The sequence below is a fragment of the Mycobacterium sp. genome (genome assembly GCF_008709575.1).
Lineage (GTDB): Bacteria > Actinomycetota > Actinomycetes > Mycobacteriales > Mycobacteriaceae > Mycobacterium.
Window position 1 is genome coordinate 19,940 of sequence record NZ_VYIK01000013.1, and the last position, 23,988, is coordinate 43,927.

General features: G+C 67.8%; 21 protein-coding genes and 2 pseudogenes. 16 read left to right on the plus strand and 7 right to left on the minus strand.

Annotation, left to right across the window (positions count from 1 at the left end):
- Position 1 precedes the first annotated feature (1 nt).
- Positions 2–868 (minus strand): LLM class flavin-dependent oxidoreductase, encoded by an 867-nt coding sequence (locus F6Q13_RS04570; RefSeq protein WP_293052884.1) that lies wholly within the window; start codon positions 866–868, stop codon positions 2–4.
- 135 nt (positions 869–1,003) lie between these two features.
- Between F6Q13_RS04570 and F6Q13_RS04575 the strand changes: the two genes are divergently transcribed.
- The 6 genes and pseudogenes from F6Q13_RS04575 to F6Q13_RS04600 all read left to right on the plus strand — a co-directional run bounded on the left by F6Q13_RS04575 (position 1,004) and on the right by F6Q13_RS04600 (position 4,333).
- Complete coding sequence (locus F6Q13_RS04575) at positions 1,004–1,360, plus strand: hypothetical protein (protein ID WP_293052887.1); 357 nt, start codon at positions 1,004–1,006, stop codon at positions 1,358–1,360.
- Positions 1,361–1,523: 163 nt separating this feature from the next.
- Positions 1,524–2,270: a precorrin-6A synthase (deacetylating) gene (gene cobF / locus F6Q13_RS04580; protein ID WP_293052890.1), complete on the plus strand. Its 747-nt coding sequence runs from the start codon at positions 1,524–1,526 to the stop codon at positions 2,268–2,270.
- Positions 2,271–2,279: 9 nt separating this feature from the next.
- The gene (locus tag F6Q13_RS04585) at positions 2,280–2,681 is read left to right on the plus strand and encodes a phage holin family protein (RefSeq protein WP_293052893.1); all 402 of its coding nucleotides are present in this window, start codon (positions 2,280–2,282) and stop codon (positions 2,679–2,681) included.
- Between the two features lie 16 nt (positions 2,682–2,697).
- Positions 2,698–2,931, plus strand: a pseudogene (locus F6Q13_RS04590) (DNA-formamidopyrimidine glycosylase family protein); the annotation flags it as partial.
- 156 nt (positions 2,932–3,087) lie between these two features.
- Positions 3,088–3,561 (plus strand): zinc finger domain-containing protein, encoded by a 474-nt coding sequence (locus tag F6Q13_RS04595; protein ID WP_293052997.1) that lies wholly within the window; start codon positions 3,088–3,090, stop codon positions 3,559–3,561.
- Positions 3,562–3,583: 22 nt separating this feature from the next.
- On the plus strand, positions 3,584–4,333 hold the full coding sequence (locus tag F6Q13_RS04600) for an SDR family oxidoreductase (protein ID WP_293052897.1): 750 nt from the start codon (positions 3,584–3,586) through the stop codon (positions 4,331–4,333).
- A 3-nt stretch (positions 4,334–4,336) separates the two neighbouring features.
- Here the strand turns inward: F6Q13_RS04600 and pgi are convergent, their stop codons facing one another.
- A complete protein-coding gene (gene pgi, locus F6Q13_RS04605; protein ID WP_293052900.1) occupies positions 4,337–6,001 on the minus strand; it encodes a glucose-6-phosphate isomerase in 1,665 nt (554 codons plus the stop codon).
- A gap of 49 nt (positions 6,002–6,050) precedes the next feature.
- On the minus strand, positions 6,051–6,314 hold the full coding sequence (locus F6Q13_RS04610) for a chorismate mutase (protein ID WP_293052903.1): 264 nt from the start codon (positions 6,312–6,314) through the stop codon (positions 6,051–6,053).
- Positions 6,315–6,590: 276 nt separating this feature from the next.
- On the opposite strand from F6Q13_RS04610, the gene pcrA reads away from it, so the two are divergent.
- Complete coding sequence (gene pcrA / locus F6Q13_RS04615) at positions 6,591–8,897, plus strand: DNA helicase PcrA (RefSeq protein WP_293052906.1); 2,307 nt, start codon at positions 6,591–6,593, stop codon at positions 8,895–8,897.
- A 12-nt stretch (positions 8,898–8,909) separates the two neighbouring features.
- Here the strand turns inward: pcrA and F6Q13_RS04620 are convergent, their stop codons facing one another.
- Positions 8,910–9,437, minus strand: coding sequence for a hypothetical protein (locus tag F6Q13_RS04620; RefSeq protein ID WP_293052999.1), 528 nt, complete (start codon positions 9,435–9,437; stop codon positions 8,910–8,912).
- 39 nt (positions 9,438–9,476) lie between these two features.
- Entirely contained in the window at positions 9,477–10,436 is a 960-nt protein-coding gene (locus tag F6Q13_RS04625; RefSeq protein WP_293053001.1) for a M23 family metallopeptidase, read from the minus strand.
- 353 nt (positions 10,437–10,789) lie between these two features.
- Here F6Q13_RS04625 and sucC point away from each other — a divergent pair, with 353 nt between their 5' ends.
- From sucC to F6Q13_RS04640, 3 genes are read left to right on the plus strand one after another with little or no spacing between them, the layout of a single operon-like run.
- Positions 10,790–11,965 (plus strand): ADP-forming succinate--CoA ligase subunit beta, encoded by a 1,176-nt coding sequence (sucC, locus tag F6Q13_RS04630; RefSeq protein ID WP_293052909.1) that lies wholly within the window; start codon positions 10,790–10,792, stop codon positions 11,963–11,965.
- 3 nt (positions 11,966–11,968) lie between these two features.
- Entirely contained in the window at positions 11,969–12,871 is a 903-nt protein-coding gene (gene sucD, locus F6Q13_RS04635; RefSeq protein WP_293052912.1) for a succinate--CoA ligase subunit alpha, read from the plus strand.
- Entirely contained in the window at positions 12,868–14,436 is a 1,569-nt protein-coding gene (locus F6Q13_RS04640) for an acetyl-CoA acetyltransferase (protein WP_293052915.1), read from the plus strand. The genes sucD and F6Q13_RS04640 overlap by 4 nt, the downstream gene beginning before the upstream one ends.
- Here F6Q13_RS04640 and F6Q13_RS04645 read toward each other — a convergent pair.
- Complete coding sequence (locus tag F6Q13_RS04645) at positions 14,394–15,242, minus strand: LLM class F420-dependent oxidoreductase (protein ID WP_293052918.1); 849 nt, start codon at positions 15,240–15,242, stop codon at positions 14,394–14,396. The two genes, F6Q13_RS04640 and F6Q13_RS04645, sit on opposite strands and share 43 nt — an antisense overlap.
- Before the next feature lie 246 nt (positions 15,243–15,488).
- On the opposite strand from F6Q13_RS04645, the gene F6Q13_RS04650 reads away from it, so the two are divergent.
- The 6 genes and pseudogenes from F6Q13_RS04650 (at position 15,489) to F6Q13_RS04675 (ending at position 23,343) form a co-directional block, all read left to right on the plus strand.
- Positions 15,489–16,319, plus strand: a complete 831-nt coding sequence (locus F6Q13_RS04650; RefSeq protein WP_293052921.1) for a DUF5336 domain-containing protein — start codon at positions 15,489–15,491, stop codon at positions 16,317–16,319.
- An 89-nt stretch (positions 16,320–16,408) separates the two neighbouring features.
- Positions 16,409–17,590: pseudogene (locus tag F6Q13_RS04655) on the plus strand (DUF6350 family protein); the annotation flags it as partial.
- A 108-nt stretch (positions 17,591–17,698) separates the two neighbouring features.
- Entirely contained in the window at positions 17,699–18,328 is a 630-nt protein-coding gene (gene purN / locus F6Q13_RS04660) for a phosphoribosylglycinamide formyltransferase (RefSeq protein ID WP_293052924.1), read from the plus strand.
- The gene (gene purH, locus F6Q13_RS04665; RefSeq protein ID WP_293052927.1) at positions 18,325–19,917 is read left to right on the plus strand and encodes a bifunctional phosphoribosylaminoimidazolecarboxamide formyltransferase/IMP cyclohydrolase; all 1,593 of its coding nucleotides are present in this window, start codon (positions 18,325–18,327) and stop codon (positions 19,915–19,917) included. Before purN ends, purH begins: the two co-directional genes overlap by 4 nt.
- Positions 19,918–19,973: 56 nt before the next feature.
- The gene (locus F6Q13_RS04670; RefSeq protein WP_293052930.1) at positions 19,974–21,356 is read left to right on the plus strand and encodes a sigma 54-interacting transcriptional regulator; all 1,383 of its coding nucleotides are present in this window, start codon (positions 19,974–19,976) and stop codon (positions 21,354–21,356) included.
- Entirely contained in the window at positions 21,349–23,343 is a 1,995-nt protein-coding gene (locus tag F6Q13_RS04675) for a VWA domain-containing protein (RefSeq protein WP_293052933.1), read from the plus strand. The genes F6Q13_RS04670 and F6Q13_RS04675 overlap by 8 nt, the downstream gene beginning before the upstream one ends.
- 32 nt (positions 23,344–23,375) lie before the next feature.
- Here F6Q13_RS04675 and F6Q13_RS04680 read toward each other — a convergent pair whose 3' ends face one another.
- On the minus strand, positions 23,376–23,981 hold the full coding sequence (locus F6Q13_RS04680) for a DUF1707 domain-containing protein (protein WP_293052936.1): 606 nt from the start codon (positions 23,979–23,981) through the stop codon (positions 23,376–23,378).
- Positions 23,982–23,988 lie beyond the last annotated feature (7 nt).

Sequence of the window (23,988 nt, forward strand, 5' to 3'; positions counted from 1 at the left end):
TCTAGAGTTTTGCGATGACGTTGTCGGCGAACGTCCGCAGGTTGCGGAGCTTGGTATCCAGCGGCTCGGTGTCGGGTCCTTTGACGTAGGGCATGCGGAATCCGACGATGACGTCGGTGACGCCCTTGTCCTCCAGGCGCTTGATGCCGTCGAGGGTGAACGCGTCGGAGGAGATCACGTGGATCTCGAACGGCCCGGTCTGACCTGCCTCACTGCGCAGCCTGGTGAGTTTCGTGATAAGCCGGTCGAGTTCCCCGGGGTCGCCGCCGCCGTGCATCCAACCGTCGGCGTGCGCCGCGCGGCACAGCGCCGCATCGGCATGCCCGCCCACCAGAATCGGGATCGGTTCGGTGGGCGCCGGGGTCATCTTGGTCTTGGGGATGTCGTAGAACTCGCCGTGGAACTCGAAATAATCGCCGGTGGTCAGGCCGCGCACGATCTCGATGCACTCGTCAATGCGCTTGCCCCGCTTGGCGAACGGAACGCCCATTAGTTCGTAATCCTCGGGCCATGGGCTGGTTCCGACGCCCAGCCCGACCCGGTTGCCGATCAGCGCCGCCAGCGACCCGACCTGCTTGGCCACCAGCGCGGGCGGGCGAATGGGCAATTTGAGCACGAAGAAGTTGAACCGCAGCGTCGTGGTCACCGCGCCCAGCGCGGCGGCCAACACGAACGCCTCGACGAAGGGCTTGCCGTCGAGGAATTCGCGGCTGCCGTCGGGGGAGTACGGATACTTCGCATCGGATTGGAACGGGTAGGCGATGCTGTCCGGAATCGTCATGCCGGCAAACCCGGCCGCCTCGGCAGCCTGCGCCAGTGGGATGTAGAACGTCGGATCGGTCATCGCCTCGGCGTAGCTGAACCGCACACCGCCTCCTGTGCTCGTCGAGTTCTCAGCAGATGCTAGCTGCGCGGCCACCCCCGGGCGTGTTGCAGCCCGTCCGGGGCCTCATGCGCCGCTAATATTCCCCTATTTCGTTTTCCATGCCGAAAGGACCTCGCGTTGCAAATTTCGAAGTTTCGGTTACTTGTTGGTGGAATCCTCGTCGCTGCCAGTTTCAGCGTCCTCGGCCTCGGCACGGCTTATGCGATTCAGGACCACATGGTTAGCGCCCGCGACGATCTGCAGCAGGCGCTCACTGAACTGGGGCAAGCGCCACCCGACAAGGGTGGGCACAAGGCGCAGGCCGTCAGCCTGATCAAGCAAGCGATCGACCAAGTCAATCAAGGCATCCAATACGCCGACTCGCATCGACAGACGGACGCCCCGCCCGCGTCGGACGCCCCGGCCCAGCCCGAGGCCCCGGCACAGTCGGGGATCCCCGGTTTAGAGTCCGACTTCGGGATACCCGGCTTGTGAACCGAATCCGCGATGGGGGCGCGGGCTCTACAGCGGCGGCGTGCCCACACCGGCGCGCGCGTTATGTCGATACCTGCGGTGTCGGCTGTCTGAGGTAGCACTTTTCTGGTCTGCCCGACGGTCCACCCGGCGGTGCGGAGAGCGCGCACTAGGCTGCCGGGCAATGAGCAGCCGCCATATCCACGTCATCGGCGTCGGCGCCGGAGATCCCGGCTACCTGACCGTGCAGGCGATCGAGGCGCTCAACGGCACCCAGGTGTTTTTCGCGATGGACAAGGGGAAGGCCAAAGCCGATCTGGTGGCACTGCGTCGCGAGATCTGCGCGCGGTTCATCCGCGCGCCCGGCTACCGATTCGTCGAACTGCCCGACCCGGTGCGGTCAGGAGACGACGACTACCGGCAGGCAGTAGCGGACTGGCATGCGGCCCGCGCCCACCGCTGGGCGTCCGCGATCACCACCGAACTGCCTCCCGGCGGCGTCGGGGCGTTTCTGGCCTGGGGAGACCCGTCGCTCTACGACAGCACCCTGCGCATCCTCGAGGCCGTCGCCGCCGACATCGACATCAGCTACGACGTCATCCCCGGCATCACCGCTGCGCAGGCCCTCGCCGCGCGGCACCGCATCCCGCTCAACGAAGTCGGCCAACCCGTCCTGATCACCACGGGCCGGCAGCTGCGCGCGCACGGACTGTCCGGGTCGGCGGTGGTCATGCTCGACGGTGACTGCTCGTTTCGCTGGTGCCCCGCCCAGACCCGGATCTGGTGGGGCGCCTACCTGGGCACCGCCCGCGAGCTGCTGGTCTCGGGCACGGTCGGCGCCGTGGGTGAGCAGATCGCGGCGATACGCGCCGACGCGCGCACCCGACACGGCTGGATCATGGACACCTACTTGTTGCGGCCGGCAGAGTAAGTTCTGGCCATGGGAGCTTTTCTGGTCCGCGCGGCGTTGACCGGATTTGCGCTGTGGGTGGTCACCCTGCTCGTGCCCGGAATCAGCTTCGTCGGCGGTAGCACAGCTGGGCAGAAGATCGGCATCGTGTTCGTCGTCGCGGTCATCTTCGGCCTGGTGAACGCCGTCGTCAAACCGATCGTGCAGATCCTGTCGATCCCGCTGTATGTCCTCACGCTCGGGTTGATCCACATCGTGATCAACGCGTTCATGCTGTGGATCACCGCCTCGATCACCCGCCACACCACCCACTGGGGCCTGTGCATCGACCACTTCTGGTGGACCGCGATCTGGGCGGCGATCGTCTTGTCGATCGTCAGCTGGCTGCTGGAGATCGTGCTGCGCGACGCGCGCCGCGTCGTCAGCTCCTGACCCTCACAATGGAGGCATGCCCGAGCTGCCCGAAGTCGAGGCACTGGTCGATCATCTGCGCCGCTGCGCCCTCGGCCGAACGATCGGGCGCATCGACGTTGCGGCGTTCTCGGTGCTCAAGACGGTCGACCCGCCCGTCAGCGCGCTGCACGGCCGGGCCGTCACCGGCGCCGATCGCTGGGGCAAGTACCTGGGCCTGCGGGCCGAGAACCTGTTCGTGATCGCTCACTTGTCGCGGGCCGGTTGGCTGCGATGGTCCGAGAAGCTCGCCGGCGCGGTGCTGCGGCCTGGCAAGGGGCCGATCGCGATGCGTGTCCACCTGGGTAGTCCCGGTGGTGCGCCCGGGTTCGACCTCACCGAAGCGGGCACCCAGAAGCGGCTGGCGGTGTGGCTGGTCGACGATCCGATGCAGGTACCGGGAATCGCCGCGCTGGGCCCGGACGCCCTGCGGATCGGCGCCGATGAACTGGCCGCTCTGCTGGCCGGACGCACCGGGCGGATCAAGACCGTCATCACCGACCAGAAGGTGATCGCCGGGATCGGCAACGCTTACAGCGACGAGATTCTGCACGTCGCCAAGATCTCGCCGTTCGCCACCGCCGGCACACTCTCCGACGCGCAGCTGGCGGCGCTGCACCAGGCGATGGTGTCGGTATTGGCCGACGCGGTGACCCGCTCGGTCGGCCGGCAGGCCGCCACGCTCAAAGGTGAGAAGCGCTCCGGTCTGCGGGTGCATGCCCGAACCGGTCTACCGTGCCCGGTCTGTGCCGACACCGTGCGGGAGGTGTCGTTCGCCGACACGTCGTTGCACTACTGTCCGACCTGCCAGACCGGCGGCAAGGTCTTGGCCGACCGGCGGATGTCGCGCCTGCTCAAATAGCCCGGGTAGTTATGCTGCCCGGGTGGCTCGCCAAAAGATTCTGATCACCGGCGCAAGTTCGGGTCTGGGCGCCGGGATGGCCCGCGCCTTTGCCGCCAAAGGCCGCGACCTGGCGCTGTGCGCCCGCCGCACCGACCGGCTCGACGAGCTCAAAGCCGAACTGACCGCGCGCTATCCGGGCATCACAGTGGCCGCCGCGACGTTGGACGTCACCGACCACGACCAGGTACCCAAGGTGTTCGCCGAGCTTTCCGATGCGCTGGGCGGGATCGACCGGGTCGTCGTCAACGCCGGTATCGGCAAAGGGGCACCGCTGGGTTCGGGCAAGCTGTGGGCCAACAAGGCCACCATCGAGACCAACCTGGTGGCCGCGCTGGTGCAGATAGAAACCGCGCTGGAGATGTTCCGGCGGACCGGGGCGGGGCATCTGGTGTTGATCTCGTCGGTGCTGGCCAACAAAGGGGTGCCCGGCATCAAAGCCGCCTACGCGGCCAGCAAGGCCGGCATCTCCTCGCTGGGCGAATCGCTGCGCGCGGAATACGCCCGCGGTCCGATCAAAGTCACCGTGCTGGAGCCCGGCTATATCGAGTCGGAGATGACCGCCAGGTCGGCGAGCACCATGTTGATGGTGGACACCGAGACCGGAGTCCGGGCGATGGTCGCTGCGATCGAACGCGAGGCCGGCCACGCCGTCGTGCCGGCCTGGCCGTGGGTACCGCTGGTCGCGCTGTTGCGGGTGTTGCCGCCGCGGCTGACCAAGCCGTTCGCCTGACATCTACCCGGCGCGGCCGCGCTCGGTTCGGTACCGGCGCACCAGCGCGTCGGTGGAACTGTCCGACAACCGACCCGGCGACGCGGCCCCGGCGATCACCGGCACCAGCGCCTTGGCCTGAGTCTTGCCCAGCTCCACACCCCACTGGTCGAAGGAGTCGATGCCCCACACCACCCCCTCGGTGAACACCTGATGCTCGTAGAGCGCGATCAACTGACCCAGCACCGACGGCGTGAGCCGAGTCGCCAGGATCGACGTCGTTGGCCGATTACCGGGCATCACCTTGTGCGGCACCAGGTCGGCCGGCGTGCCTTCCGCGGCGATCTCCTCGGCGGTCTTGCCGAACGCCAGCACCTGGGTCTGAGCGAAAAAGTTGCTCATCAACAAGTCATGCATGCTGCCGCTGCCGTCGACGTCGGGCAGGTCGTCGAGCGGTTGGGAGAAACCGATGAAATCGGCCGGCACCAACCGGGTCCCCTGATGCAGCAACTGGTAGAAGGCGTGTTGGCCGTTGGTGCCCGGCTCGCCCCAGTAGATCTCGCCGGTGTCGGTGGTCACCGGAGTCCCGTCGGCGCGGATCGATTTACCGTTGGATTCCATCGTCAGCTGCTGCAGATAGGCCGCGAACCGGGCCAGGTCGTTGGAATAGGGCAGCACCGCGCGCGATTGGGCGCCGAAGAAGTTGGAGTACCACAAGGAGATGAGCCCCAGCAGCACCGGTGCATTGGATTGCAGCGGAGCGGTCTGGAAATGGCGGTCGACGATGCGGAAACCGGATAGGAAGTCCGCGAAGGCCTCCCGGCCGATCGCGGCCATCACCGAGAGCCCGATCGCCGAATCCACCGAATAGCGTCCGCCGACCCAGTCCCAGAACCCGAACATGTTGTCGGTGTCGATACCGAACTCGGCAACCCGCTTTTTGTTGGTCGAGACCGCGACGAAATGCTTAGCCACCGCGTCGTCCCCGAGCGCGCCGGTCAGCCAGCGCCGTGCAGCGTTGGCGTTGGTCAGCGTCTCCAGGGTGGTGAACGTCTTGGACGCGACAATGAAAAGCGTTGTCGCAGGGTCCAGGTCGGCAAGAGTGGCGACCAGGTCGGCGGGATCGATGTTAGAGACGAAACGTGCCGAAATCCCCGCGTCGACGTAGTGGCGCAGCGCCTGATACACCATCGCCGGCCCGAGATCCGAGCCGCCGATGCCGATGTTGACGACGGTCGTAATCGGTTTGCCCGTTGCGCCGGTCCACGCGCCGCTGCGCAGCCGGTCGGTGAATTCTCCCATCGCGTCGAGCACGGTGTGCACATCCGCGACGACGTTCTGTCCGTCGACGACCAGCTCGGCGTCCCGCGGCAGGCGCAATGCGGTGTGCAGCACCGCGCGATCTTCGGAGGTATTGATGTGCACGCCGGAGAACATCTCGTCACGGCGCTGCTCCAGGTTCGCGGCCTTGGCCAGGTCGACGAGCAGGTTGAGGGTCTCGCGCGTGATGCGGTGTTTACTGAAGTCGATGTAGAGGTCACCGACGGTGACGCTGAATTCGTGGCCGCGGTCTGGGTCGTCGGCGAAGAGCTCGCGCAGGTGGATGTCTTTGACCTGGGTGTGATGCCTGCGCAGGGCTTGCCAGGCGCTGGTAGCGGAGATATCCGGAATTTCTCGAGCGGCAGTCATGCTTTCGACCATAGTCAGGATGGACGGCCGCACGCGCGACACCGAATTGCTAGTGACCGAGCCGGCCGCGGCCCAGGCGCAGCAGCAGCATCGCCAGGTCTTTGCCCTCGGGGCCGAGCTCGCTGTAGCGCTCGATCACCCTCATTTCGCGGCTGTGCACCAGCCGGGTCCCCCCGGAGGCGATGCGCGCCTGGCCGATGGCTTTGGACACCTCAGTGCGACGTTTGACCGCCGCCAGGATCTCGGCGTCGAGCCGGTCAATCTCCTGCCGCAGCTCTTCGATGTCGGGACGCTGCTGGGTTTCTGGACTCATGGTCGGTGACTCCGGGTTCTCGCTGTTGGTGGGTTCTGGTGGTCATCCGATCCGGCCTCGCCCAACAGACGTGCCCCGGATCGCCGGTGCGGACCGCGGGGCTCCGGGCAGCAGCTAACCCACGGGGACCGCGAACCGATACCCGTAGCAGAATCGATGCTGCCGGTAAAACACTCAACGAGTGTGCCACTAAGCGCCCTGCCGGTGCAAAAGGTGTCCCCGACGGCGGTAAGTTTGGGACGGAAAGACCGCCGAGGCTGCCGGAAGGAGAGGCCGATGAGGTGGGGAAACCCGCTCCTCGACGGCCTCAACCCGCAACAGCGCCAGGCGGTGCTGCACGCGGGCACGCCGCTGCTGATCGTCGCGGGTGCCGGCTCGGGCAAGACGGCGGTGTTGACACGCCGGATCGCCTATCTGATCGCCGCGCGCGACGTGGGACCCGGACAGATCCTGGCGATCACCTTCACCAACAAAGCGGCTGCCGAAATGCGCGATCGCGTCGCCGCGCTGACCGGGACCCGGGCTCTTGCCGCCATGTGGGTGTCGACGTTTCATTCGGCTTGCGTGCGGATCCTGCGCAACCAGGCCGCGCTGATTCCCGGGCTGAACTCCAATTTCTCGATCTACGACGCCGACGATTCCCGACGGCTGCTGCAGATGATCGGCAAGGACATGGGGCTCGACGTCAAGCGGTACTCGCCGCGGCTGCTGGCCAACGCCATCTCCAACCTGAAGAACGAGCTGATCGACCCGCAGCAGGCGGCATCCGCGCTGTCCGACGACTCTGACGACCTGGCCCGCACTGTGGCCGCCGTGTACTCCGCATACCAGCACCGGCTCCGCGCAGCCAACGCGCTGGATTTCGACGACCTGATCGGGGAGACCGTCGCGGTTCTGCAAACCTTCCCGCACGTCGCCCAGCATTACCGGCGCCGGTTTCGCCACATCCTCATCGACGAGTACCAGGACACCAATCACGCCCAGTACATGCTGGTGCGCGAATTGGTCGGCCCCGACACCGCGGACGACATCGCGCCCGGCGAGCTGTGTGTAGTCGGCGACGCCGACCAGTCGATCTATGCGTTCCGCGGAGCCACGATCCGCAATATTGAAGACTTCGAGCGTGACTACCCGAACGCGACGACGATTCTGTTGGAGCAGAATTACCGCTCCACGCAGAACATTCTCTCGGCGGCCAATTCGGTGATCTCACGGAATTCCGGGCGCCGCGAGAAGCGGCTGTGGACCGATGCCGGGCGAGGCGAGCCGATCGTCGGCTACGTCGCCGACAACGAGCACGACGAGGCGCGGTTCGTCGCCGCCGAAATCGACGCTCTGGTCCAGCACGGTGAGATCACCTACAACGACGTGGCAATCTTCTACCGCACCAACAACTCGTCGCGATCGCTCGAAGAGGTGTTCATCAGGGCCGGCATTCCGTACAAGGTCGTTGGTGGCGTTCGGTTTTACGAGCGCAAGGAGATTCGCGACGTGATTGCCTACCTGCGGGTGCTGGATAATCCCGGCGACGCGGTCAGTCTGCGGCGCATCCTGAACACCCCGCGCCGTGGTATCGGCGACCGTGCGGAAGCCTGCGTGGCGGTCTACGCCGAGAACACCGGCAGCAGTTTCGCCGAGGCGCTCGACGCAGCCGCCGGGGGCAAAGTACCGCTGCTGAATACGCGTTCAGTGAACGCGATCGCGAATTTCGTCGAGTTGCTCGGCGAGCTGCGTGACCTCCTGGACTCGGCGCAGGATGATCTCGGTGAGCTGGTAGAGGCGGTGCTGGACCGCACCGGCTACCGAGCGGAGTTAGAGCACTCCACCGATCCGCAGGACCTGACCAGGCTGGATAACCTCAACGAACTCGTCGGCGTCGCACATGAATTCGCCGTTGACCGGGCTAATGCTGCCGCGTCGCCGAAGAGCCCGCAGACCCCCGACGACGAAGACGCGCCGAAGAGCGGCGTGCTGGCGGAATTCCTGGAACGGGTGTCGCTGGTCGCCGACGCCGACGAAATCCCCGAGCACAACGCCGGGGTGGTCACCTTGATGACTTTGCACACCGCCAAGGGGTTGGAGTTCCCGGTGGTCTTCGTGACGGGTTGGGAGGACGGAATGTTCCCGCACATGCGGGCATTGCACGACCCGGGCGAGCTCGCCGAAGAACGGCGGTTGGCCTATGTCGGAATCACCCGGGCGCGCCGGCGCCTGTACCTGAGCAGAGCCAAAGTGCGTTCGTCGTGGGGACAGCCGATGGCCAACCCCGAGTCGCGGTTCCTGCGGGAGATTCCTCAGGAGCTGATCGACTGGCGGCGCAGCGATCCCGTGCCGTCGTTGTCCGCGCCGGTGAGCGGCGCCGGTCGCTTCGGGTCGGCGCGGCCGGCACCGATGCGCGGGGCGGCGGACCGGCGTCCGCTGCTGGTGCTGCAACCCGGCGACCGGGTCTCCCACGACAAGTACGGACTTGGCCGGGTCGAGGAAGTCACCGGCGTCGGGGAATCGGCGATGTCGCTGATCGACTTCGGCAGCTCGGGGCGGGTCAAGCTGATGCACAACCACGCCCCGCTGACCAAGCTTTAGACCCGCGGTGCTCTAGAGGCTCGAAACCAGCCACCGTTTCGTCCGCGGATGCAGCGCGAGCACCGCACTGAAGATCGGCAGCAGCGGCAGCAGATGCACGATCCAGGCGACCCGCGCGCCGGCGACGAACACGCCACCGTAGGTCAGCAGGGCGACCACGGCGCCCGCCACGATGAGGTGACGCCCCAGGTTGCGACGCTGCAGGAGGGTGATCACGCCGGAAATCGTGGCCAGCGCGAACACCAGCGCCAGGAAGGCCACCGCCCCGCAGAACAGCCGATCGGAACGCCACCAGCCCACGATCAGGTCGGTCGCCACCACCATGGTGGCCCAGCCGCTGACAATGGCGACTGCGCACGCGGCCACCGCGGTTCGGTCAGACGGTCCGGCCCGGTCACCGGTGCCCGGCGGCGGAAGGTGGGTGGTGTGAGCCTCGTCGGCGATGGCCGGGAGCGGCCTCGTCGGCGCCCGCCGGATGATCCGGGTTCGGGGAGGTTGATCCCCGGATCCCGCCGAACCGCCGACTCCAGGGCCGGGCAGGCTCTCGCCGGCCGGGATATCGCTCGGGTCGGTCACCGCTTACCCGGCGAAGCCGCCCAGGCTCAGTCCGCGCTTCGCCAGCCACGGCACCGGGTCCACGCGGGCGCTGCCGCCCGCCAGCACTTCGAAATGCAGGTGCGGGCCGGTCGAATTACCCCGGTTGCCCATGGTGGCGATCTGGTCGCCCGCCATGACACGCTCGCCGACCCGGACCGTCGTGGTGTTGACGTGGCCGTAGAGCGTGACCGTTCCGTCGGCATGGCGCAGCTTGACCCACATTCCGTAGCCGGCGGTCGGGCCGGCGTCGATGACGACCCCGTCGGACACCGCGACTATCGGCGTGCCTATCGCGTTCGCGATGTCGATCCCGGCGTGCAGCACGCCCCAGCGATAACCGAAGTTCGACGTCAGTAGGCCTCTGGCCGGCATGACGTAAAGCGGCTGCTGCAATCGGGCTTCGCGCTGAGCTCGCTCTTCGGCGAATGCCACCGCGCTGGCCAGCTGCGCATTGTGCACGGCGGTGGTGGCGGCGGGCTGCACCGTGACCATCTGCACTCCATGGGACGAGGCGGTGATCGGCCCGCGGTGGAGCATGGCGGCGTCGGCGGCTCGCACGGCGTGCGCCTTGCCGGGGTCGGTGGGATGCGCGGCCGAATGCGCGGCGGCAGCAGCAGCGCCGGCCGCCATGGCGCTGATCAACACCCGGCCCTTGACCGCGCCGTTGAGCTGCTGGCGATGCGCCCCGCGGCGCGGCGCAATCGCAGCGGCGTGCACGTAGGTGGCACTTTCACGAGCGGGTGGATCGGGCGGACACTCGCCGGGAGTGGCCAGCGGCAGCGGAGTCAGGTCGTCGGTGTCGGTCAGGTCGTCGAGCTCCGGCGCCCGCAGCACCTCGACCTCGGTGTCGAAGAGGATATTGTCGCTGAACTCGAGTTCGTCGAGGCGTCCGAACTCGTTGAACGGAATGATGTCGGTGATCTCGTTGGGGTCGACGTCCAACCCGTCGTCGGATCCGAGAGGAGACCGGGCAAAACGATGCTGGGTCAACTGTCCCTCTGTTCGTAACCATAACGTTATCTGAACGCTGAGACGTTAACCAGCGACGTGCGAAGGCCGCAAGCAAAGCCGGAAATCCGGCCGAGAATGTGATTTGGATCACCTGCGCCCAGTACCGGTGCGCAGCGGTCAGTGCCCGTCTTTTTCGGGTTTGTCCAAGCCGTGACCTGCGCCACAACAGCGGATGCGGCGGCGAAGTCTTCCTGCGGGCTCGATACAGTTCCCCGGGGTGAGGTACGCAGAACCTTGCCCACGAGATAGCCGTCACCTGCCAGGCCGACACGGACAGTGAGCCCATGGATCTTTTCGAGTACCAGGCGAAGGAATTGTTCGCTAAACACAACGTGCCCACCACGCCGGGACGAGTGACCGACAGCGCCGAGGGCGCCAAGGCGATCGCCCAGGAAATCGGCCGCCCCGTCATGATCAAGGCGCAGGTCAAGACCGGTGGACGCGGTAAGGCCGGCGGAGTGAAATTCGCTGCCACGCCCGCGGAGGCCTACACCCACGCCAGCGCCATCCTCGGTCTGGACATCAAAGGCCATATTGTCAAGAAGCTGCTGGTCGCCGAGGCGAGTGACATCGCCGAGGAGTACTACATCTCGTTCCTGCTGGACCGGGCCAACCGCACGTACCTGGCGATGTGCTCGGTGGAGGGCGGTATGGACATCGAGGAAGTCGCCGCCACCAAACCCGAGCGGCTGGCCAAGGTTCCCGTCGACGCGGTCACCGGCGTGGACCTGGCGTTCGCGCGGTCGATCGCCGCGCAGGGCCACCTGCCGGAGGAAGTGCTCGACGCGGCGGCGGTCACCATCGCCAAGCTGTGGGAGCTGTTCGTCGCCGAAGACGCCACCCTGGTCGAGGTCAATCCGCTGGTCCGTACGCCCGACGGCCAGATCCTGGCGCTAGACGCCAAGGTCACCCTGGACGCCAACGCGAACTTCCGCCATCCCGGTCACGCAGAGTTCGAAGACCGCGAGGCCACCGACCCGCTGGAACTGAAGGCCAAGGAGCACGACCTCAACTACGTCAAGCTGGACGGCCAGGTCGGCATCATCGGCAACGGCGCGGGCTTGGTGATGTCGACGCTCGACGTCGTCGCCTACGCCGGGGAGAAATACGGCGGCGTGAAACCGGCGAACTTTCTCGACATCGGCGGGGGCGCGTCGGCCGAGGTGATGGCCGCCGGCCTGGATGTGGTGTTGGGCGACCAGCAGGTCAGAAGCGTGTTCGTCAACGTGTTCGGCGGCATTACCGCCTGCGACGCGGTGGCGAGCGGCATCGTTGCGGCACTGCAGATCCTCGGCGACGAGGCCAACAAACCGCTGGTGGTGCGACTGGACGGCAACAACGTCGACGAAGGCCGCCGCATCCTCGCCGAAGCCGATCACCCGCTGGTAACCATGGTGCCCACGATGGACGAGGCGGCCGACAAGGCCGCCGAGCTGGCCAGCGCCGGAAAGGACGCCTAGCCGATGTCGATCTACCTCAACAGGGACAACAAGGTCATCGTCCAGGGCATCACCGGCAGTGAGGCCACCATCCACACCGCGCGCATGCTCAGGGCCGGCACGCGAATCGTCGGCGGCGTGAACGCGCGCAAGGCCGGCACCACCGTCACCCACGAGGACAGGGGCGGCCGGCTGGTGAAGCTTCCGGTGTTCGCCCACGTGACCGAGGCGATGAAGGAAACCGGAGCCGACGTCTCGGTCGTCTTCGTGCCGCCGAAGTTCGCCAAGGATGCCGTCCTCGAGGCGATCGACGCCGAACTGCCGCTGTTGGTGGTCATCACCGAGGGCATCCCGGTGCAGGACACCGCCTACGCCTGGGCCTACAACGTCGACCAGGGCACCAAGACCCGCATCATCGGGCCGAACTGCCCCGGCATCATCACCCCCGGTGAGTCGCTGGCCGGCATCATCCCCGCCAACATCACCGGGCCCGGGCCGATCGGCCTGGTGTCCAAGTCGGGCACCCTGACCTACCAGATGATGTATGAGCTGCGCGACTTCGGTTTCTCCACCGCGATCGGCATCGGCGGCGACCCCGTGATCGGCACTACGCACATCGACGCCATCGAAGCCTTCGAGAAGGATCCCGACACCAAGCTCATCGTGATGATCGGCGAGATCGGCGGCGACGCCGAGGAACGCGCCGCCGACTACATCAAGGCCAACGTCTCCAAGCCGGTCGTCGGCTATGTCGCCGGCTTCACCGCTCCCGAAGGCAAGACGATGGGTCACGCCGGGGCGATCGTCTCGGGCTCGTCGGGCACCGCGACCGCCAAGAAAGCAGCCTTGGAGGCCGCCGGCGTGCAGGTCGGCAAGACACCCTCGGCCACAGCGGCGCTGGCCCGAAAGATCCTGCACGATCTGTGACCCCGACCATCGACCCGCGCACCCCCGTCGTCGTCGGGGTCGGACAGGCCGCCGAGCGTATCGACGACGCCTACTACCGCGGCATGTCGGCGGTCGAATTAGCCACCGCCGCAGCCCGGGCCGCACTCGATGACTGCGGTGCCGAGGCGACCGCGGTGGCGGCGGAGATCGACACGGTGGCGGGGGTGCGCCAGTTCGAGATCTCCGGCCCGGTCGCCACAGCCCCACTGGGGCGGTCGAACAACTACCCACGGTCGGTGGCCAACCGCATCGGCGCGGACCCCGCTCGCGCCATCCTGGAGGTCGTGGGCGGTCAAAGTCCGCAGCATCTGATCAACGAACTGGCCGGCGAGATCGCCGCGGGCCGCTCAGCCGTCGCGCTCGTCTTCGGATCCGACGCGACCTCGACGAACCGCTACTTCGCCGACTCGGACAACCCACCGGATTTCTCCGAGACCGTTGACGGGACACTGGAAGACCGCGGCACGGGCATCGACGGGCTCATCACCCGCTACACCGTCATTCACGGGCTGATCGATGCTCCCACCCAGTACGGACTGATGGAAAACGCCCGCCGGGCCGGGACCGGGCTCGATCCGGCCGACTATCGACGGCAGATGGGTGAACTGTTCGCACCGTTCACCAAAGTCGCCGCCGGCAATCCCTTCGCCGCCGCACCGGTGGAACGCAGCGTCGAGGAATTGATCACGGTTACCGAGCGCAACCGGATGATCGCCGAACCGTACCCGAGACTGCTGGTCGCGCGCGATCAGGTGAACCAGGGCGCGGCAGCGCTGCTGATGTCGGTGGAGTCCGCGCGCAAACTCGGTGTGCCCGAGGAGAACTGGGTGTATTTGCACGGCCACGCCGATCTGGAAGAGCAGAGTTTGCTGGACCGGCCCGATCTCGGGCACGCCCCGTCGGCGGTGCTGGCGGTGCGGGAGGCCCTGGCGGTGGCCGGCGTCGGGATCGACGACATCGCCACCTTCGATCTCTACAGCTGCTTTCCGGTCCCGGTGTTCAACATCTGCGACGGCACGGGTATCGCGACCGACGATCCACGCGGGCTCACCCGCACCGGCGGCCTGCCGTTTTTCGGCGGCGCGGGCAACAATTACTCGATGCACGCCGTGGCCGAGACGGTGGCCGCAATGCGCAGCCGCCCAGGAGCTTTCGGTCTGGTCGGCGCCAACGGTGGCATCATGAGCAAGTATTCGGTCGGAATCTACTCGACCACACCGGTGGAATGGAAGCCCGACGACAGCGCGCGGTTACAGGCGCAGATCGCCGCAGCCCCCACCCAGCCGGTGACCGAGCACGCCGACGGCCCGGCTACCGTCGAGACCTATACGGTCCGTCGCGACGGCGGCCGACCGACCGGGATCATCATCGGCCGCCTCGACGCCGACGGCAGCCGGTTTTTGGCGACCACCGAGGACGACGACCTCATCGCGCTGCTCATCACCGGGGATCCGCTCAACCAACCGGTCCTGGTGCGGTCGTTCGACCACGGCAACCGCTGCTACCCGCGCGCGGCGAGCTTGCCGGCCAGCCGCTCGACGTAGGCGGCGACCTCGTCCGCGGTGCGGTCGGGCAGCCCGAAGAGCACTTCGGTCACCCCCAGTTGGGCCCAGTGCGCGAGTTTCTCGGGCACCGGCTTCACATCCAGTGCCACGATCTGCGGCGTTCCGCGCCGGCCGGCGTCGGCCCAGATGTCTCGTAACAGCTTCACCGGCTCATCGATATCGACGTCGCGCGGAGTAGTGATCCACCCATCGGCGTTGCGCGTGATCCAGGTGAAGTTCTTCTCCGTGCCGGCCGCGCCGAGCAGGACCGGAATGTGCGGCTGCACCGGCTTGGGCCAGGCCCAGCTTGGTCCGAAGTTGACGAATTCGCCCTCGTAGGCGGCTTCTTCCTGGGTCCACAGTGCGCGCATCGCCTCGATGTATTCGCGCAGCATGGTGCGCCGGCGCCCGGGCAGCACGCCGTGGTCGGCGAGTTCGTCGGTATTCCAACCGAACCCGACACCCAGGCGCACCCGGCCGCCGGACAGGTAGTCGAGGGTGGCAATGGACTTGGCCAGGGTTATCGGATCGTGCTCGACGGGTAACGCCACCGCGGTGGCCAACCGCACGCGGGACGTGACCGCGCACGCCGTCGCCAGGCTGACCCACGGATCCAGGGTGCGCAGATAACGATCGTCGGGCAGGGTCGCGTCTCCGGTGGTCGGGTGTGCCGCCTGGCGCCGGACCGGGATGTGGGTGTGTTCGGGGACGTAGAAGGTGTGGAAGCCGTATTTGTCGGCGAGTGCGGCAGCCGCCGCCGGGGTGATGCCGCGGTCGCTGGTGAAGAGCACAAGCCCGTAATCCATGCCCTGAATTAGAACGTGTTCCAATCTGGGGGGCAAGCGCGGGGTCGCACGGCGAGACATCCGGAGCGCCGCGGCGGCCGCCACGACAGTGCGCTAGCGTGGAGCATCGAATCGCGTCGCTACGCCCGCAGCCAGTCAGGGGCGTGCATGGAGCGGTCCGACGCGGCGCCGCGGGCAGCGACGCCGGCGAGTGCAGTGCCGCACGCCAGCGGCGTCGCAAACGGTACGTGAAGCACAGGAGAAGTGATGACCTACCCGCCCGGCAGTTCCGGATATCCGCCCGGCTTCTATGGGGCAACCGCACCGTCGTTCGCCAAATCCGTTGGCGGGGAGAAGCCACAGCCCTATCTGACCGGCGCGGTCATCGTGCTCGGCCTACTCGCCTATCTGGCCAGTTACGGCAAAATGTTCACCACGATGCTTCCCGGTGGTGAGGAGCTGGTTCAGACCGGCGGCGGTTTCCCCGTGGCTGCGGCGCTGTTGGCGGCGCTGTTGGCGGCGACCGGTCTGCTGCCCAAGGCGAAAAGCTACGCCCCGGTCGTCGCGGCGATCTCCGCGCTGGGCGCACTGATGCTTGTCGAGAACACGGTCAGCGCCTCCGGACGGGGTTGGGCCCTGTGGTTCGTCCTGGCCTGCACCGTGCTGCAGGCTTGCGCCGCGGCCGGGGTGGTCCTGTTGGACGCGGGCGTCATCAGCGCGGCGATGCCGCAGCCCAGATACGACCAGTACAGCCAGTACGGCCAGTACGGCGGGCAGCCTGGCGGCTATTACGGCCGGCAGCAGATGCCCTATTCGCCACCGGGCCCGCAGCAATCCGGATACGGGTCGCCCTACAGCGGCTACTCCTCCGCACCGCCGACCGGCGGGTTCGGCTCGGCGGGATCGCAGCAATCGCAATCGGGACCCCAACAGGGAACGCCCACTCCGCCGACCGGCTTCCCCAGCTTCAGCCCGCCCCCCTCGACCGGTTCCGGATCGGACCCGTCCGGGCAGGCTCACGAGGATTCGGGAAGCCAGGGCGGCCAGGCGCATGATCCGGGTCCGCAGTCGTCGTCCTCGGGTCAGCCCCAGTCCTAGCCGGTCCCTCGTGCTCGTGGGGATCACCGGCGCGGCGAGGCGGGCGCATCGGCTCGCGATGCCGAGACCGACCGCGTGACGCGCGAAGCATGACGCGGGCGGACGACACTAGCGCAACCGGCGCGCATCAGGCGCGCGACTTACTACGGGTGGCGTTCGGCCCGGCTGTGGTGGCGCTGGTCATCATCGCCGCGGTCACGTTGCTGGAGTTACTGCTGGCCAACAGCGACATGACCGGCGCCCTGGGGGCCGTCGCCAGCATGTGGCTGGGCGTGCATCTGGTGCCGATTTCGATCGGTGGCCGGGAACTGGGCGTGCTGCCGCTGCTGCCGACCATGGTGATGGTATGGGCCACCGCGCGCACCACGGCGCAGGCCACCCGCAGCACGGCGTCCTGGTTCGTCCTGCGCTGGGTCGTTGCCTCGGCGCTGGGCGGACCGCTACTGATCGCCGCCGTGGCGCTGGCGGTTATTCACGACGCGGCCTCGGTGGTTACCGAGCTGCAGACGCCCAGCGCATTGCGCGCCTTCGTCAGTGTGCTGGCAGTGCACGGGATCGGCGCGGTGACCGGGGTGGGCTCGCGGGTGGGCCGGCGGGCGCTGGCTGCCGCGCGACTGCCGGATTGGCTGGCCGACTCGCTGCGTGCCGCAACGGCGGGTGTGTTGGCGCTGGTGGGGCTGTCCGGGTTGGTCACCGCCGGGTCGCTGGTAGTGCACTGGGCGACGATGCATCGGCTCTACGAGATCACCGACTCGCTGTTCGGCCAACTCAGTCTCACCGTGCTGTCGGTGTTGTACGTGCCCAACGTCGTCGTCGGGACCGCAGCAGTCGCCGTGGGTTCCAGCGTCCATCTGGGTGCCGCCGCTTTCAGCGCGTTCACCGTGTTCGGCGGCGACATACCGGCGGTTCCGGTGCTGGCGGCCGCACCCAGCCCGCCGCTGGGGCCGGTGTGGGTGGCGTTGTTGATCGTCGGGGCGTCATCGGGTGTGGCGGTTGGGCAGCAGTGCGCGCGGCGGCCGCTGCCGCTGTTGCCGGCGATGGCCAAGCTGCTGACGGCTGCCGCGATGGCGGCGCTGGCGATGGCGCTACTGGGCTACGCGGCGGGCGGGCAGCTGGGCAACTTCGGCGACGTCGGGGTGGACCAGAGCACGTTCGCGATCGCGGTGTTCGTGTGGTTCGCCGTCATCGGCGCGATCACCGTGGTGTTGGCCCGCGGAATCAGCCGTCCCCCGGCGGGCCCGGTGCCGGCCGACAGTCCGGAGGCTGCCCCGACGGTGCCGGAGGACTTCGCCGTCGACGCCACCGCCGCGGCCTCCGAAGCACCGACCGAGACCGAAGAGCCCCCGGGCTCCACCTGATGCTGCGGATAGGCTCGCCCTGTGCAGCAATCTCTTCATGTGGCCCCGGAACTACCGGCACGGGTGGTGGTCCTGGCCTCGGGTACCGGCACGCTGCTCGCCGCCCTGCTGGACGCCGCCGCCGGGGATTACCCGGCCCGCATCGTCGCCGTCGGCGTGGACCGCGACTGCCCCGCCGTCGGCGTCGCCACCGGGGCCTCGGTGCCCACATTCACCGTACGGCTGGCCGATTGCCCCAGCCGTGAAGCCTGGGACCTGTCGCTCACCGACGCCACCGCAGCCCATTCCCCTGACCTGGTGGTGTCGGCCGGATTCCTGAAGATCCTGGGACCGCGATTCCTCGCGCGGTTCACCGGGCGCGTCATCAACACCCACCCGGCGCTGCTGCCGGCATTCGCCGGCATGCACGCGGTGGCCGACGCCCTCGACTACGGCGTCAAGGTCACCGGGGCCACGGTGCACCTGGTCGACGCCGGCGTGGACACCGGGCCGATCCTGGCGCAGCAAGCCGTCTCGGTGCTCGATGGCGACGACGAATCGACCCTCCACGAACGCATCAAGGTCGTCGAGCGGCAGCTGTTGGTGGACGTCGTTGCCGCGGTGGTGACTCGGGGCGTGACCTGGACCGGACGAAAGGCGACCCTCGGATGAGCGCAGAAAACGGTGCAGAAAACGGTGTGGAGTCCAAACGGCCGATTCGCCGGGCACTGATCAGCGTGTACGACAAGACCGGAGTGATCGACCTCGCGCGCGGACTCCACGCGGCCGGTGTGGCCATCGTCTCGACCGGGTCGACCGCGAAAACCATTGCTGATCAAGGTATTCCGGTGACACCGGTGGAGCAGGTGACCGGGTTTCCCGAGGTGCTTGACGGCCGGGTGAAAACCTTGCACCCTCACATCCATGCCGGTTTGCTGGCCGACCTGCGCAAGCCCGACCATGCCGCGGCGCTCGAGCGACTGGGGATCGCGGCATTCGATCTGGTGGTGGTGAACCTGTATCCGTTCACCGAAACCGTCGACTCCGGTGCCGGTACCGACGACTGCGTCGAGCAGATCGATATCGGCGGGCCGGCGATGGTGCGGGCGGCCGCCAAAAACCATGCCGGCGTGGCTGTTGTCGTCGACCCGCGCGGCTATGACGGGGTGCTGGCCGCGGTGCGAGACGGCGGATTCACCCTCGCCCAGCGCAAGAAGCTGGCGTCGTTGGCGTTTCGCCACACCGCCGAGTACGACATCGACATCGCCTGTTGGATGGAGTCGGAGCTGGCCCCCGAACAGCCGCGCACGGTGTTCCCGGGGTGGTTTGCCGGCTCGTGGCGGCGTTCGGCGGTGCTGCGCTACGGCGAGAACCCGCATCAGGGTGCCGCGCTCTACTGTGATGACCGGGCCTGGCCGGGGTTGGCACAGGCCGATCAGCTGCACGGAAAAGAGATGTCGTACAACAACTTCACCGATGCCGACGCAGCGTGGCGGGCGGCCTTCGACCATGAGCAGATTTGCGTGGCGATCGTCAAGCATGCCAATCCGTGCGGGATCGCGATCTCGTCGGTCTCGGTGGCCGATGCGCACCGCAAGGCCCACGCATGCGACCCGCGCAGTGCATTCGGCGGCGTGATCGCGGCCAACACCGAGGTCAGTGTCGAGATGGCAGAGTATGTCAACACGATTTTCACCGAGGTGATCGTCGCGCCGGCTTACGCGCCGGGCGCCGTGGAGGTGCTGGCAGGCAAGAAGAACATCCGGGTGCTGGTCGCCTCCGAGCCGATAGGGGTCGGCACCGAGCTGCGTCAGATCAGCGGCGGCCTGCTCCTGCAGCAACGCGACCGGCTGACCGCCCCGGGCGACAACCCGGCCACCTGGACCCTGGCCGCCGGTTCGGCGGCCAACCCGACGAAATTGGCCGACTTGGTTTTTGCGTGGCGGGCTTGCCGTGCCGTCAAGTCCAACGCAATCGTGATCGCCGCCGACGGCGCCACGGTGGGTGTCGGCATGGGTCAGGTCAACCGGGTCGATGCCGCGCGGTTGGCGGTCGAGCGCGGTGGTGAGCGGGTGCGGGGCGCGGTGGCGGCCTCGGATGCCTTCTTCCCGTTCCCCGACGGGCTTCAGACGCTGGCCGCCGCGGGCGTGAGCGCGGTCGTGCATCCCGGCGGGTCGGTCCGCGACGACGAAGTGACCGCCGCAGCGGCCGAGGCGGGGGTGACGCTGTATGTGACGGGCGCCCGGCACTTCGCGCATTGAACCGGGGGACAGGGATCCGACGCGCACGAGTCCGTCCGTCGTCGTAGCGTGGAGACGTGACCGCACCGACCCAGCTGCCCCGGACCCTCGGCGAACTCCGCGCGTCCGGGCACCGCGCCCGGGCAGTCAAAGCCGAAATCCGGGAAAACCTGCTGACCGCCCTGGCCGAGGGTGACGAGATCTGGCCGGGAATCCTGGGCTTCGAGGACACCGTGATCCCGCAGCTGGAGCGGGCGCTGATCGCCGGACACGACTTCGTCTTGCTCGGTGAACGCGGCCAGGGCAAGACCCGGCTGCTGCGGGCGCTGGTCGGCCTGCTCGACGAGTGGACGCCGGTGATCGGCGGCGCTGAACTCGGCGAACACCCCTACGCGCCGATCACCCCGGAGTCGATCCGGCGGGCCGCCGAACTCGGCGACGACCTGCCGGTGGCGTGGAAACACCGCAGCGAGCGCTACACCGAGAAGCTGGCCACCCCCGACACCAGCGTGGCCGACCTGGTCGGCGACATCGACCCGATCAAAGTCGCCGAGGGCCGCTCGTTGGGCGACCCGGAGACCATCGCCTACGGTCTGATCCCCCGGGCGCACCGGGGCATCGTCGCGGTCAACGAGCTGCCCGACCTGGCCGAGCGCATCCAGGTGTCGATGCTCAACGTCATGGAGGAACGTGACATCCAGGTCCGCGGCTACACGTTGCGCCTGCCGCTGGACGTCCTGGTCGTCGCGAGCGCCAACCCGGAGGATTACACCAACCGTGGTCGCATCATCACCCCGCTCAAGGACCGGTTCGGGGCCGAGATCCGCACCCATTACCCGCTGGAGCTCGATGCCGAGATGGGCGTCATCGTCCAGGAGGCCCAGTTGAGTGCTCAGGTGCCTGATCACCTGATCGAGGTCATCGCCCGATTCGCCCGATACCTGCGCGAATCGAGCTCGGTCGATCAACGTTCCGGGGTGTCGGCCCGCTTCGCGATCGCGGCGGCTGAGACGGTGGCGGCCGCGGCCCGGCATCGCGGCGCGGTGCTCGGCGAGACGGATCCGGTGGCCCGGGTGGTCGACCTGGGCACGGTGGTCGACGTGCTGCGCGGCAAGCTGGAGTTCGAGTCCGGCGAGGAGGGACGCGAGCAGGCGGTGCTCGAGCACCTGCTGCGTCGCGCCACCGCCGACACCGCAGCCAAGGCGCTCGGCGGCCTCGACGTCGGCGCGCTGGTTGGCGCCGTGGCGGGGGGCGCGTCGGTGACGACGGGGGAGCGGGTGTCGGCCAAAGATGTGCTGGCTGCGCTGCCGGAGCTGCCCGTCGTCGACGCGATCGCGCGCCGGCTGGGCGCGGAATCCGAAGGTGAGCGCGCCGCAGCGCTGGAGTTGGCGTTGGAAGCGCTGTATCTGGCCAGGCGCGTCGACAAGGTGTCCGGAGAGGGCCGAACCGTGTATGGCTGAATCTTTCAGGGGGCACTCGCTGCGCTACTCGGCCTACACCGGCGGGCCGGACCCGCTGGCCCCGCCGGTGGATCTGCGCGAGGCGCTCGAGCAGATCGGGCAGGACGTGATGGCCGGGACGTCGCCGCGGCGGGCGCTGTCGGAGTTGCTGCGCCGCGGCACCAAGAACATGCCGGGTGCGGACCGGCTGGCCGCCGAGGTCCACCGGCGCCGCCGAGAACTACTGCGCAGCAAGAACCTGGATGGCACGCTGGCACAGATCAAGAAGCTGCTCGACGAGGCGGTGCTGGCCGAGCGCAAGGAACTGGCTCGCGCGCTCGACGACGATGCCCGTTTCGCGGAGCTGCAGCTCGACGCGCTTTCGCCGTCGCCGGCCAAAGCCGTGCAGGAGCTCTCCGAGTACAACTGGCGCAGCGGCGCTGCCCGCGAATCCTACGAGCAGATCAAGGATCTGCTGGGTCGAGAGCTGCTCGACCAACGTTTCGCCGGAATGAAGCAGGCGCTTCAGGGCGCTACCGACGAGGACCGCCGGCGGGTCACCGAGATGCTCGACGACCTCAACGATTTGCTGGACAAGCACGCCCGCGGCGAAGACACCCAAGACGATTTCGACGACTTCATGGCCAGGCACGGCGAGTTCTTTCCGGAAAACCCCCGCGACATCGACGAGCTGCTGGATTCGCTGGCCAAGCGGGCCGCTGCCGCGCAGCGCTTCCGCAACAGCCTGAGCCCCGACCAGCGTGCCGAATTAGATGCTTTGGCGCAGCAGGCATTCGGGTCACCGGCGTTGATGCAGTCATTGAATCGCTTGGACGCCCACCTGCAGGCGGCCCGGCCTGCCGAGGACTGGGCGGGGTCGGCGCAATTCTCCGGCGACGACCCGCTGGGCCTGGGCGAAGGCACGCAGGCACTGGCCGACATCGCCGAACTGGAGCAGCTGGCCGAGCAGCTCTCGCAAAGCTATCCGGGCGCGACGATGGACGACGTCGACCTGGACGCGTTGGCCCGCCAACTCGGTGACCGCGCCGCCGTCGACGCCCGGACATTGGCCGAGCTGGAACGAGCGCTGCTGCACCAGGGTTTTTTGGACCGGGGCAGCGACGGTCAGTGGCGGCTGTCCCCCAAGGCGATGCGCCGGCTCGGCGAGACCGCACTGCGTGATGTGGCACAGCAGCTCGCGGGTCGGCGCGGGGAGCGCGACCACCGCCGCGCCGGCGCCGCCGGTGAGCTGACCGGCGCCACCCGGCCCTGGCAGTTCGGTGACACCGAGCCGTGGAATGTCACCCGCACGCTGACCAACGCCGTACTGCGGCAGGCCGGCACTGCCAGTCTGGCCGCCCCGGCCGGTCCGATTCAGATCACCGTGGACGACGTCGAGATTTCCGAGACCGAGACGCGCACGCAGGCGGCGGTCGCGTTGCTCGTGGACACCTCGTTTTCGATGGTGATGGAGAACCGCTGGCTGCCCATGAAGCGAACGGCGCTGGCGCTCAATCACCTCGTGAGCACCCGGTTCCGCTCGGATGCGTTGCAGATCATCGCATTCGGCCGTTACGCACGAGTTTTGACGCCGGCCGAGCTGGCGGGCCTGGAAGGCGTGTACGAGCAGGGCACCAATCTGCATCATGGGCTGGCGCTGGCCGGACGGCACTTGCGCCGACACCCCACCGCGCAGCCGGTTGTGCTGGTGGTCACTGACGGCGAGCCGACCGCGCACCTCGAAGACGCCGACGGCGGCGGGTCGGAGGTGTTTTTCGACTACCCGCCGCATCCTCGAACCATCGCCCACACGGTGCGCGGATTCGATGACATGGCCCGGCTGGGCGCGCAGGTGACGATCTTCCGGCTGGGTAGCGACCCCGGCCTGGCGCGGTTCATCGACCAGGTCGCCCGCCGTGTCGAGGGCCGGGTCGTGGTTCCCGATCTCGACGGGCTGGGCGCGGCGGTGGTCGGCGACTATCTGCGATCCCGTCGCCGGCGGCGCTGATAGCCCGGCGACGATCCGGGCGGCTGTTCGCTTCAGGCCTTGCGTTTCTTGCGCTTGATGCCGACCCGACCCCACAGCGAGAAGCCGCGGATCGTGACCTTCGGAGCCCCGGGCGTGCCCGAGCCGGGCACCTGCTGGTCGAAACCGCCCATGACGCCGTGGCCGTCGATCTCCACGTTGACTTCCGGCGGCAGCAGGATGGTTTGGCCGCCCATGACCGAACACGCGCGAATCTCGACCTCGGTGGAGGTGAAATCGGCGTACCGCAGATCGATGACCCCGCCGCCGAACAGCGCGAAGGTCGTCAGTTTTTTCGGCACATTCCACCGGCCGCGCCGCTCGAATGCGCTCATGATGGCCAGCAGCACAGTGGACGGGGCGGGTTTGCCGCCGCTGCGGCGCGGGACCACCGTCGATCCGAGCAAATCGGCCCGCAGCCGGTCCAGCTCGTCATAGGTCTTCGCCGCGTAGGCCTTGGCGAGACGGTCTTCGTATTCGCTCATCGGAAGCTGGCCCTGCGCAGCCGCGTCGGAGAGCACGTGCGCCACCTGGATACGGTCGGTGTCGTCGGCGCGCGACCATTCGTCGGGCGCGTCCCCCCGCGCGTTCGCCGCGCCGCTCTGCGCTGGATTGCTCATCACCTAT